This window comes from Streptomyces sp. NPDC085931 (assembly GCF_044540565.1).
Classification (GTDB): Bacteria; Actinomycetota; Actinomycetes; order Streptomycetales; family Streptomycetaceae; genus Streptomyces.
Genome location: NZ_JBITSK010000021.1, coordinates 52,742 through 69,255 on the forward strand (window position 1 = coordinate 52,742; position 16,514 = coordinate 69,255).

Sequence of the window (16,514 nt, forward strand, 5' to 3'; positions counted from 1 at the left end):
CGGTTCCCGGAGATCCCGAGCGCCCTCGCCCGCCGACGGGACTCGTCCACCCTGGCCATCACAGCCCTCACCTGCTGTTTTGCCCCGTCCCCAGGTTCGGGGTAATTTTTGCACTGACCAGTCAGTTCAAATGGTGGGGAGTCTCGTGGGGGAACCGACGGGAGGAGTGCGGATCGTCGCCGAGGGTCTGGGGATCAAGGGCCCCAGAGGGTGGGCGGTCCGTGGGATCTCCGTGGACGCCGAGCCGGGGGCGCTCGTCGCGGTCGAGGGCCCGTCCGGGTCCGGCCGGACGTGCCTGCTGCTCGCGCTGACGGGGCGGATGAAGGTCACCGAGGGCACGGTGGCGGTGGGCGACGCCCGGCTGCCCCGGCAGATGGCGGCGGTGCGCCGGGTCAGCGCGCTGGCGCACGTGCCGGGGGTCACCGACCTGGATCCGGCGCTCACCGTCGGCGAGCACCTGCGGGAGCGGGCCCTGCTCCAGCGGCGCTTCGGCGATTCCCTGCGCGGTCTGCTGCGGCCGCGCGGCGCGCGGGCGGCCGAGGCCGGGCGGCGCGTAGACGAGGCGCTCGCCGCCGCCGGTCTCGACCTGGAGAACCTGCCCAAGGGGCCGCGCACCGCCGTCCGGGACCTGGAGCGCCTGGAAGCCCTGCGGCTGTCGGTCGCGCTCGCGCTGGTCGGCCGACCGCGGCTGCTCGGCGTCGACGACACCGACCTCAAGCTCTCGGGCGACGAGCGGGAGGAGGTCTGGGCCCTGCTCAGGTCCCTCGCCGACGCCGGGACGACGGTCGTCGCGGTGTGCAGCGAGGCCCCCGGGGACGCCCTGCGGGTCTCCACCCGGGACAGCCGCGATGACGGGCCCGCGGCGGACATCCCGGACACCGGAGGCGACCGGACCGCCGGAGACGACCGGACCGCCGACGGCGCCCCGGACACCGAGCCCGCCCCGGACACCGCAGACCACCAGGACACCGCCGGCCACCAGGTCGCCGGAGACGACCAGCACACCGAGCCGGTCCGCGACTCCGCGGAGCAGCCCGTCGGCGGGAGCGGCCGGGACATCGGGGGCGCGCAGGCCGTCGCCCGCGCGGACGCGGATCAGGGAGAGGGGAAGGCCGATGCGCTCGCCGAGACTGGCCGCGCTTGAGCTCCGCCGCTTCGGGCGGGGGAAGCTGCCGCGCGCCGCACTCGTGGCACTGCTGGTGCTGCCGTTGCTGTACGGAGCGCTGTACCTGTGGTCGTTCTGGGACCCGTACGGCCGCCTCGACCGCATCCCCGTGGCGCTGGTGAACGAGGACCGGGGCGCCACCGCCGGCGGCGAGCGCGTCACGGCGGGCGACGACATCACCAAGGGCCTGCGCGACAGCAAGACTTTCGACTGGCGTGAGGTCGGTGCCGCCGAGGCCCGCAGGGGCGTCGAGGACGGCACGTACTACCTGTCGCTCACCATGCCCGCCGACTTCAGCGAGCGGATCGCCTCCAGCTCCGGGAACACCCCGGAGACCGGCGCGCTCCAGGTGCACACCAACGACGCCAACAACTACATCGTCGGGCAGATCTCCCGGACGGTGTTCGGCGAGGTGCGGCGGGCCGCGTCCACGAAGACCTCGCGGTCGTTCCTGGACAGGATCTTCGTGTCGTTCTCCGACATCCACGGCAAGACCGTGCGGGCGGCCAAGGGCGCCGACAAGCTCAAGGGCGGCATCGGCAAGGCGGAGAAGGGCTCCAAGGACCTCGCCGACGGCCTGAAGGACGCCGAGGACGGCAGCGGCAGGCTCGCCGGCGCCCTGAAGAAGCTCACCAAGGGCGCCGGAGACCTCCAGGACGGCTCGCAGCGGGTCGCGGACGGCACGCAGACGCTCGCCGACAAGGTCAACGGCACCGCCGGCAAGGTCCGCCCCTTCCTGAAGGGCAACGAGAAGACCATCGGCGACACGGCCCAGCTCGTGGCCGACTCCTCCGGGGTGATCCGCAAGCACCTGGACGCCCTGGTGAAACGGGCGCCGACCGCCGCCAAGGGCGCCCGCGCGGCGTCCGGCACGCTGAGCGACATCCACGCCCGGCGCTGCGAGGAACCCGCCCTGCCCGACGCCGCCTGCGCCGACCTGAAGAAGGCCGAGGAAGCGGCCGCCGACGTCACCCTCATCGCCGACGACCTCAACACGCTGATCGCGGACCAGGACGGCGACCTGGACCGGCTGGACAAGAACCTCGCCACCCTCCAGAAGCAGTCCCAGGCGCTGGCCGACCGCGCGCCCCACCTCTCCGAGGACCTCGACGACGCCGTCAAGAAGATCAACAAGCTGAACGACGGGGCCGCCCGGGTCGCCGCAGGCGCGAAGAAGCTGCACTCGGGGCTCGGCAAGGCCAAGACCGGCGCCGTCGACCTGGACAAGGGCGTCGGGGAGCTGAAGACGGGCGCGGACGACCTCAACGGCGGCATCTTCAAGCTCGTCGACGGCTCCGGCAAGCTCGCCGGCGGGCTGCACGACGGGGCGGAGAAGATCCCCGACTACGACAAGCGGGACCGCGACCGGCGCACCGAGGTCATGGCCGACCCCGTGCGGCTCGCCTCCCAGGACCTGCACAAGGCGCCCAACTACGGCACCGGATTCGCCCCGTACTTCATCCCGCTGTCCCTGTGGGTGGGTGCGATGGTGGCGTACATGCTGATCACGCCGATGAACCGGCGCGCACTCGCCGCGGGCGCCCCCGCGTGGCGGATCGCGCTGGCGGGCTGGCTGCCAGTGGTGGCCATCGGGGTGCTGCAGACCGTGGCCCTGATGGCGGTGCTGCACTGGGCGGTCGGCCTGGAGATGGTGCGGGCGGCCGGGACCGTGGGCTTCCTGTTCCTGGTGACGGCGTGCTTCGCGGCGATCGTGCAGTGGCTGAACGCGCGCTTCGGCGCGGCGGGCCGGATCCTCGTCCTGGCGCTGCTGATGCTCCAGCTGACCTCGGCGGGCGGCACGTACCCCGTGCAGACCAGCCCGGGCTTCTTCAACGCGCTGCACCCCTTCCTGCCGATGAGCTACGTCGTCGAGGCACTGCGGCGGCTCATCACCGGCGGTGGTCTCGAACCGGTGTGGCACGCGTGCGTGGTGCTGACGGCGTTCACCGCCGGTGCCCTCGCGCTGACCGCCGTGGCGGCCCGCAGGCGCCAGGTGTGGACGCTGGACCGGCTGCACCCGGAGCTGACGCTGTGAGCGCCTCCGTCACTTCTCCGGGAAAGGTTCCTGTGACAATCAGGGCCATGGAAAGCAGCAGTGCCGCGTCGGGCGGCAGCACGCGCCGCGAGGCCACCCGGCAGAAGCTCTACGAGGCGGCCGTCACGCTCATCGCCGAGCAGGGGTTCTCCGCCACGACCGTGGACGAGATCGCCGAGCGTGCCGGGGTCGCGAAGGGCACGGTGTACTACAACTTCGCCAGCAAGTCCGTCCTCTTCGAGGAGCTGCTGCGGCACGGGGTGGGGCTCCTCACCGCCTCCCTGCGGGAAGCGGCCGAGCGCACCGCCCGGGACGGCGGCGGCAAGGTGGACGCGCTGGACGCGATGATCCGCGCGGGCCTGGTCTTCATCGACCGCTACCCGGCCTTCACCCAGCTCTACGTGGCCGAACTGTGGCGCACCAACCGGGCCTGGCAGTCCACGCTGATGGTGGTGCGGCAGGAGGCCGTGGCGGTCGTGGAGGGCGTCCTGCGCGAGGGTGTCGACAACGGCGAGTTCAGCGAGGAGATCGATGTGCCGCTGACGGCGGCGGCGCTGGTCGGCATGGTCCTGGTGGCCGCGCTCGACTGGAAGTCCTTCCAGCCGGAGCGCTCCCTGGACGACGTCCACGCGGCTCTGTCGCGGCTGCTCCAGGGGCGGGTCAGCGGCTGCCGCTGACCGCGCGGCCGGCGCCGATGGGAAAGCGCCGGTCCGCTGTGGCCGCGTCCCCCGCGGGCCACCTCGAACCGGCGCCTTCCGTGCTCCCCCGTTTCCCCTGCTCCCCCGTACGTCCCCCCCGCAGGACCCCCGTTGCGGTCGTCCCCCGGTTTTCCCCGGTTCTCCCCCTGTTTTCTCCCCCGTGCCTCGCTTCCGCCGACGCCGTCGGCGGAAGGAGCGGATCGCGGGCCGGCCCCGTTCCGGCGCCCCGTGTCGCCGGTGCCGGAGCCGAGCCCCTCTCCGTGTCTCCACTCTCTCGTTCGCGCAGGTCGTCCCCCATCCGCGCGCGTACTCAACTCCCCCACTAGGTACGGGTACTCAGTCCTGCGCGCTCGGCCCCACACCGCCGTGCCGCCGCCTGGTCACGAACGCGTCCGCGCCCGTACTCGCCGGGTGGGCCGGCGGGACGGTCGGTGGGGGCCGATAAAGTCCCTGGCATGGCACGGATTGCGGTGATCGGCGCCGGGATGGGCGCACTGGCGGCCGCGGCCCGGCTGGCCGTCGCGGGCCACCGGGTGGCGGTGTACGAGCGGACGGACACCTACGGCGGAGCGCTGCGCCGCTTCGAGCGGGACGGGTTCTCCTTCGACACCGGCCCCGGCCTGCTCCCACTGCCCGCCGTCTACCGCGACCTGTTCGTCAAGACCGGCAAGGAGCCGCTGGAGGCGTGCGTCGAGCTGGTCCAGGTCGACCCCTCGTCCCGGCACGTGTTCGCGGACGGCACGGCGGTGTCGCTGCCGAACGCCTCGCGCGCGGGTGTCGTCGCCGCCCTGGACGAGGCCCTCGGCGCGGGCGCCGGCGAGCGGTGGGGCGACTTCCTGGTCCGGGCCCGTGAGGCCTGGGACCGGACCCGCCGGCCGCTCCTGGAGGAGCCCTTGTGGCCCGACTGGCAGGTGCTGGCCGAGCGTGAGCCCTACCCGGCGGTCCCCCACAAGCGCCTGCTGCGCACCCGCCGGGCGGGCACGCTCGCCGAGGTCGGCGCCTGGGAGCTGCGCGACCCCCGGCTCACGGCTCTGCTGGAGGGGTACGCCCTGGCGTACGGCCTGGACCCGCGGACCACCCCGGCGAGCGCGGCCGTCCTGCCGTACATGGAGCACGCCTTCGGCACGTGGTACGTGCGCGGCGGCATGCGCGAGCTGGCCCGGGCGGTGTACGAGCGGTGCCTGGCGCGGCGGGTCGAGTTCCACTTCGGCGCGGACGTCACCGCCGTGCGGGAGAAGGACGGCCGGGCCTGCGGGATCGAACTCGCCGACGGGACGGCCGTCGAGGCCGACTTCGTGGTGGCGGGGGTCGCGCCCGGTGTGCTGGACGGGCTGACGGCGGGCCGTGGGGTGCGGGCCGAGGGCGAGGTGCCGCCGCAGCCGGCGGCGGCCAGCCGGCTGACCGTCCTGCTCGCCCTGCGCGGCGCCCGCCCCGAGGGCACGGCGCACCGCACCGTGGTGCACGCCCCGGACCGGGAGGCCGAGTTGGCGGCCCTGTCCGGCACGGCGGCGCCGGACGCGCAGCCGACCGTGACGGTGCTGCGGCCCGGCGACCCGCGGTCGGCCCCGGAGGGCCACGAGGCGGTCTCGCTGACGACGGTGGTGCCCGCGCGGCCGGACGGCCCTCACGACGCCCTGGCCGAGCGGATGATCGCGGCCGCCGAGCGGGCCGTGCCCGGGCTGCGCGACCGTCTGCTGTGGCGGGAGGTGCTCACCCCGGCCGACATCGCGCAGGCGACGGGCGCGGAGGGCGGGGCGGTGCCCGTCCCCGCGCTGGCGGCGGCCGGGGGGCGGCTGCTCCACCCGTCCAACGGCACGCGCGTGCCCGGCCTGTTCACCGTGGGCGGCTGGGCGCACCCGGGCGGCGGGCTGCCGCACGCGGGCATGTCGGGCGCGCTGGTCGCGGGACTGATCGTGGAGGGGCCGGAGTTCCGGGGCTCCCAGTGACCGACTCCGCCCCGGTCCGGGGGCGGGAGGACGTCTGAGAGGGCTTCAGAAACGGTACTGCTCGTCGAAGCCGTTGCCGTGCGGCTGCTGTCCGCCCTGGTAGGGGTAGGCCTGCTCGGGCGGCAGCTCCTGCCCGTACTCGTCGGTGTTGCGCTGCTGCGGCACCCACACGCCGCCAGGCGGGGTCTCGCCGCCGTGGGTCCCGGGGTACTGGTCCTGCCCGTACCCCTGCTGGGCGTAGTACTGCTGGTCGCCGTAGCCGCCGTCGTACGGGGCCCCGCCGTAGTGCGAGGAGCCGATGTACGGGTCGGAGTAGGCGGCGTACTGCTGCTGGCCGCCCGCGTCGTAGCCCTGCTGCTGGGCGTAGCCGGAGTAGTCGTAGGCGTAGGACTGGTCGCCGTTCTGGGCGGCGTACTGGTCGTGCTGCGGGACCTCGGGCCGGGGGTAGCCGGTGTCGGCGTAGACGCCGTAGGAGCCGGTGTCCTCCGGCATGGGCTGCGGCGCGTAGACGGCGGTGGTCTCGGCGGCGGTCCGGCCCGGGCGCGCCGGTGTGAAGACATCGTCGCGGTCGTAGTCGTCGTCGTGGCCGTAGGCGGACTCGCGGCGGTGGTCACCGGGCTCATCGCCGTAGCCGCCGTCGGCCGCCTCCAGGCCGGAGACCTCCAGGGTCGGCTGCCGGCGGCCGCGCTCACCGCGGCCCCGGCGCTTGCTGCCGCCGAGCATCGGGGCGTTGACCGCCCAGCCGGCCGCGAAGCCGCTGCGGAAGGAGAGCGTGACGTAGGTCTGCCCGACCGCGAAGGCGGCGGCGCCCAGTCCGATCACGACGACGGACGGGATGAGCACGCCGACCACCACACCGAGGAAGCCGACGAAGGCCAGCAGCCGCCAGCGCAGCCGCGCCTTGTACTGCAGCAGTACCTCGCCCAGCAGCCACAGCGCGACGATGCCGAACGCGATGTAGAGGACCGCCCAGCCCATGTACGCCCCTCTCCCAGTGGCCGTTACGCAGTGTGTCGTATACCGGTGCGAACGGTCTAGGCCTGCGATGCGTGGTGCAGGCCCAGGTTCTCGTAGATCTCGAGTGTCGCGGTGGAGTTGTTGAGCGTGATGAAGTGCAAGCCGGGCACACCCTCGGCGAGCAGCTGCGCACAGAACTCCGTGGCGAATTCGATACCAATGGAGCGTACAGCGGCCGGATCGTCTTTCGCTGTGAGGATCCGCTCTTTCAGGGCGGCCGGGAAGGCGGCGTTGGTGAGCGAGCCGATCCGCTCCAGCGACCGCACGCTGGTGATCGGCATGACCTCGGGGATGATCGGGGTGTCGCAGCCGGCCGCCGCGACGCGGTCGCGCAGCCGGAGGTAGTCCTCGGGGTGGAAGAACATCTGCGTGATGGCGTAGTCGGCGCCCGCGCGGCACTTGTCGACGAAGTGGCGGACGTCGGTGTCCCAGTCGGTGGAGCGGGGGTGCATCGCCGGGAAGGCGGCGACGCCCACGCAGAAGTCGCCGGACGCCTTGATCAGTTCGACGAGTTCGGCGGCGTAGGCGAGGCCGCGGGGGTGCGGCACCCACTCGCCCATCGGGTCGCCGGGCGGGTCGCCGCGCAGGGCGAGCATGTTGCGGATCCCGGCGTCGGCGTACTGGCCGATGATGTTGCGCAGGTCGGCCACCGAGTGGTCGACCGCGGTGAGGTGGGCGATCGGGGTGAGGGTGGTGTCGGAGGCGATCGCCTCGGTCGCCTTGACCGTGCCCGCGCGGGTGGAGCCGCCGGCGCCGTAGGTCACGGAGACGAAGTCGGGCGCGACGGCCTCGACCCGGCGCAGCGCGTTCCACAGCATCCGCTCGCCCTTCGGGGTCTTCGGGGCGTAGAACTCGAACGAGTACGTCGTCTTGCCGGTCGCGAGCATGTCGCGGACGGTGCGCGCGTGGTCCGACCTGATGGATGCGGTGCCGAGGGCCATACCGGCAGGTTAGCCAGGGGCGGTCGGTCACCCAACCGGGCGCTGCGGATTGCCCTTTTTGTCCCCTTGCTGTCCACCCCTTGGACAGTCCGTCCCGTGACCACGGCTCCCGGGCGCGGCGGGCAGGGCTAGGGCCTGTCGTTTGGATCAGGTCGCAGGAGAGTGACGGTGCTGTTCAGCGCCGGGGAGCGTGGTCTGGTGCGTGCAGCTGCAAGGCGGAGGAGGGAGTCGACGCGGAGCGTCGGCGACCGACGACAACGCCGCAGATGTGCGTGCCAGACCACGCGTCTGCGGCGTGATCCAAACGACAGGCCCTACTTCTCCCGCAGCCGCCTGGCGAACTCGGACGCCGCCGCGCCCGGGTCGTCGGCCTCGGTGATCGCCCGGACGACGACGACGCGCCGGGCGCCCGCCTCCAGGACCTGGTCGAGGGTGGTCAGGTCGATGCCGCCGATGGCGAACCAGGGGCGGTCGGTGCCGAGGGCGGCGGTGTACCGGACCAGGTCCAGGCCGGGGGCGTGGCGGCCGGGCTTGGTGGGGGTGGGCCAGCACGGGCCGGTGCAGAAGTAGTCCACGCCGTCCTGCGCGGCGGCCGCGGCGGCCTCGGACTCGGCATGGGTGGAACGGCCGATCAGGACGTCGTCGCCGAGGATGGCGCGGGCCGCGGGGACCGGGAGGTCGCCCTGGCCGAGGTGGAGCACGTCGGAGCCGGCGGCGTGGGCGACGTCCGCGCGGTCGTTGACCGCGAGCAGCTTGCCGTGCCGGGCGCAGGCGTCGGCGAAGACGGCCAGGTGCTCCAGCTCCTCGGCGGCCTCCATGCCCTTGTCGCGCAGCTGTACGATGTCGACGCCGCCCGCCAGCACGGCGTCCAGGAACTCGGCGAGATCGCCCTGCCGCTTGCGCGCGTCGGTGCACAGGTAGACCCGGGCGTCGGCGAGCCGGGCGCGGGCCGTGGCGGTGATGGTGGCGGTGCCGGGCATGGGTGTCCCCCTGGAGGTCGGTGCCGCGGGGCGCGCCCGCGGTACGTCGGTGCCGTACGGGTGCGTGTGCGGCTCGCGGGCGAGGCCCGGGCCGCCACGACGCCTCGGGCACCCTACGCCTGCCTCTCGGCCGGCCCGGCGCGGCCGTGGACCCGAAACGGGCACGGCCTGCCTCCGGGCCGTGACCCCACGGGCCACGGCCCCCTACGGGCGGTTGTTCGGGCCCGGACCCGCTCAGGCGGCGGTGCCGGGCGGTTGTTCGGTCGGGGTCGGTCAGACCGCGAGCGCCTGGGCGCGGCGCTTCACCTCCGTGCCGCGATTCTCACGAAGTGCCTGCGCCGGGGTGCCAGGCAGGGACGGGTCGGGGGTGAAGAGCCACTCCAGCATCTCTTCGACCGTGAAGCCGTCGTCCCGCAGGAGCGTCAGGGTCCCGGCCAGGCCCTTGACGACCTTGTCCCCGTCGATGAAGTCCGCGGGGACGTGCAGCGCGCGGTTCTCACCGCGGCGTACGGCGATGAGCTGGCCCTCCTTGACCAGCTGCCGCACCCGCGTCACCTCGACGCCGAACTGTTCGGCGATGTCGGGGAGGGTGAGCCAGGCAGGGACGAGAGCATCGATCTTTGCGTCAATCTCGGTCACGGAACAAGCCTGCCATCCGCCACTGACAGCCGGAAGCCGACCCGGTCCACCCGGGCGGACGCGCCGGGCCCGGCACCCGCCGGACAGCGGACCACGGCCCTGCGCCACGGCCTTGCGCCGCAGCCCCGCACACGGGCCCTGCGGCAGGGCCGTACCGCGACGCGGGCTCCAGCCGTGGGCCGTGGGCCGTGGGGTCACAGCCGCTCGGGCGCGGGCCCGGAACCACGGCCGCACAGGGCGCGGGCCGCCGCACCCGACCGCAGACCCGAGCCACCGCCGCACCGGGCGTTGGCCCCGACCCACCACCGCACCCGACCACAGGCCCCCGGCCCCCGGCCCACCGCCGCACCCGCCCCACCGCCGCACCCGACCGCAGCCCCCGACCCACCGCCGCCCCCGACCACAAGCCCCCGACCCACCGCCGCCCCCGGCCGGAGGCCTACGCCGCGGCCGCCTTCAGCGGTCTCGCCGGGTCCGCCAGCAGCACCGGGTTCATCGGCGTGCCCGACTCGATCAGGCGGCGGCCCTGGGCCAGGTCGCGGGGGCGGCCCACCGCCAGCAGGGCGACCAGCCGCTCGCCGCGCAGCCAGCACACCGTCCAGGCCGGACCGGACGGGTCGCCGCGCCACAGGGTCCGCTCGGCGCCCGCGTGGTGCCCGGCGTACTGCACGAACCGGCCGAACTGCTCGGACCAGAAGTACGGGACCGGGTCGTAGACGGCCGGCGGCTCGCCCGTGGCCCGGCCGACGATGTTCGCGGCGACCGTGCGCGGCCCCTGCAGGGCGTTGTCCCAGTGGTGCACCAGCAGGCGCTCGCCGTACCGCCCCGAGGGGAAGGAGGCGCAGTCGCCGACCGCGTACACGTCCGGCACCGACGTGCGCAGGTGCGCGTCGGCCACGATCTCGCCGTGGCCGCCCAGCTCGATCCCGGAACCGGCGAGCCAGGCCGTCGCCGGGCGGGCCCCGATGCCGACCATGACCGCGCCGGCGGGCAGCCGCGCACCGTTGTCGAGCAGGACCGCGCCGGGCTCGACGCGGTCCACGCGCGCGTGCGTGCGCAGCACGGCTCCCGCGTCGGCGTACCAGCCGGCCATGGGAGCGGCGACCTCCGCGGGCAGTGCCCCGGCGAGCGGCCGCTCGGCGGCCTCCACGACGGTCACCGCGCAGCCCGCCTCGCGCGCGGCGGTGGCGAACTCCGCGCCGATCCAGCCGGCGCCGACCACCACGATGTCGTGCTGGCGGGCGAGCACCGGCCGCAGCCGCTCGGCGTCGTCCAGGGTGCGCAGCAGGTGCACGCCGGGTACGCCCTCCGCGCCGGGCAGCCGGACCGGTTCCGCACCGGTGGCGATCACCAGGACGTCGTAGGGCACGGGCCCGTCCTCGGTGTCGAGTTCGTGAGCGCCGGGACGCACGCCCAGCACCTCGCAGCCGAGCCGCAGTTCGATGCCCAGGGCCTCGAAGTCGACGTCGAAGGCGGAGCCCTCGGACTTGCCCAGCAGGACGGCCTTGGACAACGGCGGCCGGTCGTAGGGCTGGTGGGGCTCGGCGCCGATCAGGACCACCGCGCCGGCGAAGCCCCGCTCCCGCAGCGCGACCGCGGTCTGCACACCGGCCATGCCCGCGCCCGCCACGACCACGCGCCGCGGCGCGGACGACCCTGGTTCCTGCGTCTGCTCGCTCACCTGATCACCATAGTCAGCTGACGTTGCGTCAGTCAGTGCCCGTGCGCCGTGACCTGCTCCACAGCGCCCGCCCCGCCACCCGGGTGTGCCTGTCCGGGTACCCGCAAACGGCCCGGATACGACGCCTCGGTGGCCGGTTCCGTGCGGAGGCTCCCTTACTGCGGCGCAGGGCGTCCGGCTAGGGTGGTGCGCAGGACTCGCGGGAGCCCGGACGCACCGGGCTGAGAGGGAGGCTGGCGGCCTCCGACCGTACGAACCTGATCCGGGTCATGCCGGCGAAGGGAGGGGCTGGACGCCCATGTCGCGTACGCGAACCTCAGACGTCCTCGTCATCGGGGGCGGGATCATCGGGCTGGTCACGGCCTGGCGGGCCGCGCAGCGCGGACTCGCCACGGCGGTGGTGGACCCCGAGCCGGGCGGCGGGGCCGCGCAGGTGGCGGCCGGGATGCTGGCCGCCGTCACGGAGCTGCACTACGGCGAGCAGACCCTGCTCGGCCTGAACCTCGCCTCCGCCCGGCGCTACCCGGACTTCGCGGCCGAGCTCACCGAGCTGACCGGCCACGACCTCGGCTACCGCCGCTGCGGCACGCTCGCCGTGGCCCTGGACGCCGACGACCGGGCCCATCTGCGCGAGCTGCACGCCCTGCAGCAGCAGTCGGGGCTGGACTCCCAGTGGCTGTCGGGGCGCGAGTGCCGGCGCCTGGAGCCAATGCTCGCGCCGGGCGTGCGCGGGGGTCTGCGGGTGGACGGCGATCACCAGATCGACCCCCGGCGGCTGGCCGGGGCGCTGGTCGCCGCGTGCGAGCGGGCCGGTGTGGTGTTCCACCGGGTGTGGGCCGAGCGGCTCACCGTCTGCGGGGACCGGGCCACCGGCACCGTCACGGCCGACGGCACCGCGCTGGCCGCCGGGCAGGTCGTGCTGGCCGGGGGCAGCCTGAGCGGACGTCTCACGGGGGTGCCGCGGGACGTGCTGCCGCCCGTGCGGCCCGTGAAAGGCCAGGTCCTGCGGCTGGCCATGCCGGGGCGGCACGGGCCGTTCCTGAGCCGGACGGTGCGCGCGGTGGTGCGCGGCGGCCAGGTCTACCTGGTGCCGCGGGAGAACGGCGAACTGGTCGTCGGGGCGACCAGCGAGGAGCTCGGCTGGGACACCACCGTGACCGCGGGCGGCGTGTACGAGCTGCTGCGCGACGCCCACGAGCTGGTCCCGGGCATCACCGAGCTGCCGCTCACCGAGACCCGGGCCGGACTGCGCCCCGGCTCCCCCGACAACGCGCCCCTGCTCGGTCCGACCGGCCTGGAGGGCCTGCTGCTGGCCACCGGGCACCACCGCAACGGCGTCCTGCTCACGCCGGTCACCGGCGACGCCCTGGCCCACGCCCTGGTCACGGGTGAACTCCCCGAGGAGGCCCGTCCGTTCACCCCCAAGCGCTTCAGCACCGTCACCGCACTCACGGAGCAGCCCGCATGAACATCTCCGTCAACGGTCAGCCCCGGGACGTCCGGCCCGGCACGGCTCTCGACACCGTCGTGAAGTCGCTCACCGCCTCGCCCTCGGGAGTGGCCGCCGCCCTCAACGAAACCGTCGTCCCGCGCGCCCAGTGGCCGTCCACGCCCCTCACCGAGGGGGACCGCGTGGAGGTCCTCACCGCCGTCCAAGGAGGCTGACCATGGCCGACGATCCGTTCGTCCTCGGGGGTGCGACCTTCACCTCCCGTCTGATCATGGGCACCGGCGGGGCGCCCAGCCTCGACGTGCTGGAGCGGTCGCTGGTGGCCTCCGGGACGGAGCTGACGACGGTCGCGATGCGCCGGGTGAACCCCTCGGTGCACGGTTCGGTGCTGTCCGTCCTGGACCGGCTCGGGATCCGGGTGCTGCCCAACACCGCGGGCTGCTTCACCGCCGGCGAGGCCGTCCTCACGGCCCGGCTCGCGCGCGAGGCCCTCGGCACCGACCTGATCAAGCTGGAGGTCATCGCCGACGAGCGCACCCTGCTGCCGGACCCGATCGAGCTGCTGGAGGCGGCCGAGACGCTGGTCGACGACGGGTTCACGGTGCTGCCGTACACCAACGACGACCCGGTGCTGGCCCGGAAGCTGGAGGACGTGGGCTGCGCCGCGGTCATGCCGCTCGGCTCGCCGATCGGCTCCGGGCTCGGCATCCGCAACCCGCACAACTTCCAGCTGATCGTCGAGCACGCGCGCGTGCCGGTGATCCTGGACGCGGGGGCCGGGACGGCGTCGGACGCGGCGCTCGCCATGGAGCTGGGGTGCGCGGGCGTGATGCTCGCCTCGGCGGTGACGCGGGCGCAGGAGCCGGTGCTGATGGCCGGCGCCATGCGGCACGCGGTGGAGGCGGGGCGGCTGGCCTACCGGGCCGGGCGCATCCCGCGGCGGCATTTCGCCGAGGCGTCGTCGCCGGCCGAGGGCATGGCCGTGCTGGATCCGGAGCGTCCCGCCTTCCGGTAGGGCGGACGTCACAGGACGGCTGCAGTCCCGCCCCGGATCCGCCGGTGGGGCGGGGCTGTCGGTCGTGGCTCGTAGACTCCCCTGCGTGGACACGACCCTTCAGGACCCCTTGGTCGGGCAGGTGCTCGACGGGCGGTACCGCGTCGACGCGCGGATCGCGGTCGGCGGGATGGCCACGGTCTACCGGGCCGTGGACACCCGCCTGGACCGGGTCCTCGCGCTCAAGGTGATGCACCCGGCTCTGGCCGTCGACGCCTCGTTCGTCGAGCGGTTCATCCGCGAGGCGAAGTCGGTGGCCCGGCTGGCCCACCCGAACGTGGTGCAGGTCTTCGACCAGGGCACCGACGGCTCGTACGTCTACCTGGCCATGGAGTACGTCGCCGGCTGCACGCTGCGGGACGTGCTGCGCGAGCGCGGGGCGCTGCAGCCGCGGGCCGCGCTGGACATCCTGGAGCCGGTGCTGGCCGCCCTGGGCGCCGCGCACCGCGCCGGGTTCGTGCACCGCGACATGAAGCCCGAGAACGTCCTGATCGGGGACGACGGCCGGGTCAAGGTCGCCGACTTCGGGCTCGTCCGCGCGGTGGACACGGTGACGAACACCACGGGCACGGTGCTGGGCACGGTCTCGTACCTCGCCCCCGAGCAGATAGAGAACGGCACGGCGGACCCCCGCGTCGACGTCTACGCGTGCGGCGTGATGCTCTACGAGATGCTCACCGGCGACAAGCCGCACGACGGGGACTCCCCCGCCGTGATCCTGTACAAGCACCTGCACGAGGACGTCCCGCCGCCCTCGGCCGCCGTGCCGGGCCTGGCCTACGAGCTGGACGAGATGGTCGCCTCGGCCACCGCCCGCACGCCGGAGATCCGCCCCCACGACGCCGTGGCCCTGCTCGCCCAGGTCCGCGACGGACGCGGCCGGCTGAGCGAGGAGCAGCTGGACTCGGTGCCGCCGCAGGCGCTGGCGGCCGGGCACGACAACGCCGACGACCGCACGAGCGTCATCCCGCGCGCACTGACCACCCCCCGCCCGCTGCCGGTGAACGAGGACGAGGCGCCGGAGGCGGAGCTGCACCGCACGAGCCGGTTCGCCTCCCCGCCGCCGCCCCCGCCCAGGCGCCGCCCGGGTGTGAGGCGCGGCCCCATGACGATCGTGGTGGCCGTGCTGCTCGTGCTCGGCCTGGGCACGGGCGTCTGGTACATCAACTCGGGCCAGTTCACCGAGGTCCCGCCGCTGCTGGCCAAGACACAGGCCCAGGCCGAGGACCGGCTGGCGGACGCCGGCCTGGAGCTCGGCGAGGTCGAGCACGCCTACAGCGACACCGTCGAGCGCGGCCAGGTCATCAGCAGCGATCCCGCGGCCGGGACGCGCATCCGCGGCAACGACGCGGTGAGCATCACCGTCTCGGACGGCCCCGAGACGGTGCGCGTGCCCGCCCTGGCCGGCCGGAAGCTGGCCGAGGCGCGCACCCTGCTGAAGCAGGACGGGCTGGAGCCGGGCATGGTCACGCGCGCGTTCAGCGACGACGTGCCGCGCGGCTCGGTGGTCTCGGCCCGCCCGGCGGACGGCACGAAGGTCCGCGCGGGCACGGCCGTCGCGCTCGTCGTCAGCAAGGGCAGCCCGGTCGACGTCCCCGATGTCACCGGTGAGGACGAGGCCGACGCCCGGGCCGAGTTGGAGGACGCCGGCCTGAAGGTGCGGATCGCCACCGAGCGGGTCAACTCCTCGGAGTTCGACAAGGGCCAGGTCGTGAAGCAGAGCCCGGACGCCGGAGGCCGGGCGGCCGAGGGCGACACGGTCACGCTGACGCTGTCCAAGGGCCCCGAGATGATCGAGGTGCCGGACGTGGTCGGCGACAGCGTCGACGAGGCCCGGCAGGCACTGGAGGGCGCCGGGTTCCAGGTGGACGAGGACCGCGGCCTGCTCGGCTTGTTCGGCGACACCGTCAAGGGCCAGTCGGTCGAGGGCGGCGAGACGGCGCCCAAGGGCTCGACGATCACGATCGAGATCAGGTGACGGCCGGGCCCGTGGCCGGGGCGGGGCCGGACGCATGACACCCTGAACGGGTGAACAGTCAGCTCTCCGGCCGCACCCGCAACCCCGTGGGCGGCCATGTCCCGGTGGCCGGCGGGCTCCACCGCGTCGGCCTGTCGTACGCCCGTGACCTGGGGGCGGAGACCGTCCAGGTCTTCGTCGCCAACCCGCGCGGCTGGGCCACCCCGGCCGGGAACCCGCGGCAGGACGAGGCGTTCCGCGCGGCGTGCGAGGCCGAGTCGGTCCCCGTCTACGTGCACGCCCCCTATCTGATCAACTTCGGCTCGCACACCGAGGCGACCGCACAGCGGTCGGTGGAGTCGCTGCGGCACTCGCTGCGGCGCGGGCGGGAGATCGGGGCGAAGGGCGTGGTGGTGCACACGGGCAGCGCGACCGGCGGCCGGGAGCGGTCCGTGGCGCTGCGGCAGGTCCGCGAGCACCTGCTGCCGCTGCTGGACGAGCTGACCCACGACGACGACCCGTTCCTGCTGCTGGAGTCGACGGCCGGCCAGGGCGCCTCGCTGTGCTCGCGGACGTGGGACTTCGGCCCGTACTTCGAGGCGCTGGACGCCCACCCGATGCTGGGGGTGTGCCTGGACACCTGCCACATCTTCGCGGCGGGGCACGACCTGACCGGCCCCGGCGGCATGCACCGGACGCTGGATTCGCTGGTGGACACGGTCGGTGAGGGCCGGCTGAAGCTGATCCACGCCAACGACTCCAAGGACGTGGTGGGCGCCCACAAGGACCGGCACGAGAACATCGGCGTCGGCCACATCGGCGAGGACCCCTTCCGGGCCCTGCTGACGCATCCCGCGACCGCGGGCGTGCCGCTCATCATCGAGACGCCGGGCGGCAGGGAGGGGCACGCCGCGGACGTGGAGCGGCTGAAGAAGCTGCGCGACGGCTGAC

14 protein-coding genes and 1 riboswitch are annotated in these 16,514 nt (G+C 74.2%); of the genes, 9 read left to right on the forward strand and 5 right to left on the reverse strand.

What is annotated here, in order from left to right:
* Positions 1-130: 130 nt before the first annotated feature.
* From ACIGAN_RS32810 to ACIGAN_RS32825, 4 genes are all read left to right on the forward strand, one after another.
* A complete protein-coding gene (locus ACIGAN_RS32810) occupies positions 131-1,144 on the forward strand; it encodes an ATP-binding cassette domain-containing protein (protein ID WP_399862994.1) in 1,014 nt (337 codons plus the stop codon).
* Positions 1,116-3,200, forward strand: a complete 2,085-nt coding sequence (locus ACIGAN_RS32815; protein ID WP_399862996.1) for a YhgE/Pip family protein — start codon at positions 1,116-1,118, stop codon at positions 3,198-3,200. Before ACIGAN_RS32810 ends, ACIGAN_RS32815 begins: the two co-directional genes overlap by 29 nt.
* Before the next feature lie 47 nt (positions 3,201-3,247).
* On the forward strand, positions 3,248-3,877 hold the full coding sequence (locus ACIGAN_RS32820) for a TetR/AcrR family transcriptional regulator (RefSeq protein WP_037765744.1): 630 nt from the start codon (positions 3,248-3,250) through the stop codon (positions 3,875-3,877).
* Positions 3,878-4,353: 476 nt separating this feature from the next.
* A complete protein-coding gene (locus ACIGAN_RS32825) occupies positions 4,354-5,844 on the forward strand; it encodes a phytoene desaturase family protein (RefSeq protein ID WP_399862998.1) in 1,491 nt (496 codons plus the stop codon).
* A 45-nt stretch (positions 5,845-5,889) separates the two neighbouring features.
* On the opposite strand, the gene ACIGAN_RS32830 is transcribed toward ACIGAN_RS32825, so the two are convergent.
* The 5 genes from ACIGAN_RS32830 to ACIGAN_RS32850 form a co-directional block, all read right to left on the reverse strand.
* Entirely contained in the window at positions 5,890-6,822 is a 933-nt protein-coding gene (locus tag ACIGAN_RS32830) for an SCO2102 family sporulation regulator (protein WP_399863000.1), read from the reverse strand.
* Between the two features lie 56 nt (positions 6,823-6,878).
* Positions 6,879-7,802 (reverse strand): methylenetetrahydrofolate reductase [NAD(P)H], encoded by a 924-nt coding sequence (gene metF / locus ACIGAN_RS32835; RefSeq protein ID WP_365092941.1) that lies wholly within the window; start codon positions 7,800-7,802, stop codon positions 6,879-6,881.
* A gap of 314 nt (positions 7,803-8,116) precedes the next feature.
* Positions 8,117-8,782 carry a thiamine phosphate synthase gene (gene thiE / locus ACIGAN_RS32840; RefSeq protein ID WP_399863002.1) on the reverse strand — a complete coding sequence of 222 codons (666 nt, stop codon included), beginning with the start codon at positions 8,780-8,782 and terminating at the stop codon, positions 8,117-8,119.
* Positions 8,783-9,055: 273 nt separating this feature from the next.
* Positions 9,056-9,421: an Rv2175c family DNA-binding protein gene (locus tag ACIGAN_RS32845; RefSeq protein ID WP_365092935.1), complete on the reverse strand. Its 366-nt coding sequence runs from the start codon at positions 9,419-9,421 to the stop codon at positions 9,056-9,058.
* Between the two features lie 439 nt (positions 9,422-9,860).
* Positions 9,861-11,102 (reverse strand): NAD(P)/FAD-dependent oxidoreductase, encoded by a 1,242-nt coding sequence (locus ACIGAN_RS32850; protein ID WP_399863004.1) that lies wholly within the window; start codon positions 11,100-11,102, stop codon positions 9,861-9,863.
* Between the two features lie 189 nt (positions 11,103-11,291).
* Positions 11,292-11,403: riboswitch (TPP riboswitch) on the forward strand.
* Here ACIGAN_RS32850 and thiO point away from each other — a divergent pair.
* From thiO to ACIGAN_RS32875, 5 genes are all read left to right on the forward strand, one after another.
* Positions 11,401-12,570: a glycine oxidase ThiO gene (thiO, locus tag ACIGAN_RS32855; protein ID WP_399863006.1), complete on the forward strand. Its 1,170-nt coding sequence runs from the start codon at positions 11,401-11,403 to the stop codon at positions 12,568-12,570. Its footprint overlaps the riboswitch before it by 3 nt.
* Positions 12,567-12,767, forward strand: a complete 201-nt coding sequence (thiS, locus tag ACIGAN_RS32860; protein WP_365092928.1) for a sulfur carrier protein ThiS — start codon at positions 12,567-12,569, stop codon at positions 12,765-12,767. The genes thiO and thiS overlap by 4 nt, the downstream gene beginning before the upstream one ends.
* A gap of 2 nt (positions 12,768-12,769) precedes the next feature.
* Positions 12,770-13,567 (forward strand): thiazole synthase, encoded by a 798-nt coding sequence (locus ACIGAN_RS32865; RefSeq protein ID WP_365092926.1) that lies wholly within the window; start codon positions 12,770-12,772, stop codon positions 13,565-13,567.
* Positions 13,568-13,652: 85 nt separating this feature from the next.
* Positions 13,653-15,584, forward strand: coding sequence for a Stk1 family PASTA domain-containing Ser/Thr kinase (pknB, locus tag ACIGAN_RS32870; protein ID WP_399863008.1), 1,932 nt, complete (start codon positions 13,653-13,655; stop codon positions 15,582-15,584).
* 50 nt (positions 15,585-15,634) lie between these two features.
* The gene (locus ACIGAN_RS32875) at positions 15,635-16,513 is read left to right on the forward strand and encodes a deoxyribonuclease IV (RefSeq protein WP_399863010.1); all 879 of its coding nucleotides are present in this window, start codon (positions 15,635-15,637) and stop codon (positions 16,511-16,513) included.
* Position 16,514: the final 1 nt, after the last annotated feature.

What these genes read in the sequence shown, in the direction of transcription:
- ACIGAN_RS32810 (WP_399862994.1), top strand. Translation starts at nt 131, where the DNA reads ATGGTGGGGAGTCTCGTGGGGGAACCGACGGGAGGAGTGCGGATCGTC.
- ACIGAN_RS32815 (WP_399862996.1), top strand. Translation starts at nt 1,116, where the DNA reads ATGCGCTCGCCGAGACTGGCCGCGCTTGAGCTCCGCCGCTTCGGGCGG.
- ACIGAN_RS32820 (WP_037765744.1), top strand. Translation starts at nt 3,248, where the DNA reads ATGGAAAGCAGCAGTGCCGCGTCGGGCGGCAGCACGCGCCGCGAGGCC.
- ACIGAN_RS32825 (WP_399862998.1), top strand. Translation starts at nt 4,354, where the DNA reads ATGGCACGGATTGCGGTGATCGGCGCCGGGATGGGCGCACTGGCGGCC.
- ACIGAN_RS32830 (WP_399863000.1), bottom strand. Translation starts at nt 6,822, where the DNA reads ATGGGCTGGGCGGTCCTCTACATCGCGTTCGGCATCGTCGCGCTGTGG.
- metF (WP_365092941.1), bottom strand. Translation starts at nt 7,802, where the DNA reads ATGGCCCTCGGCACCGCATCCATCAGGTCGGACCACGCGCGCACCGTC.
- thiE (WP_399863002.1), bottom strand. Translation starts at nt 8,782, where the DNA reads ATGCCCGGCACCGCCACCATCACCGCCACGGCCCGCGCCCGGCTCGCC.
- thiO (WP_399863006.1), top strand. Translation starts at nt 11,401, where the DNA reads ATGTCGCGTACGCGAACCTCAGACGTCCTCGTCATCGGGGGCGGGATC.
- thiS (WP_365092928.1), top strand. Translation starts at nt 12,567, where the DNA reads ATGAACATCTCCGTCAACGGTCAGCCCCGGGACGTCCGGCCCGGCACG.
- ACIGAN_RS32865 (WP_365092926.1), top strand. Translation starts at nt 12,770, where the DNA reads ATGGCCGACGATCCGTTCGTCCTCGGGGGTGCGACCTTCACCTCCCGT.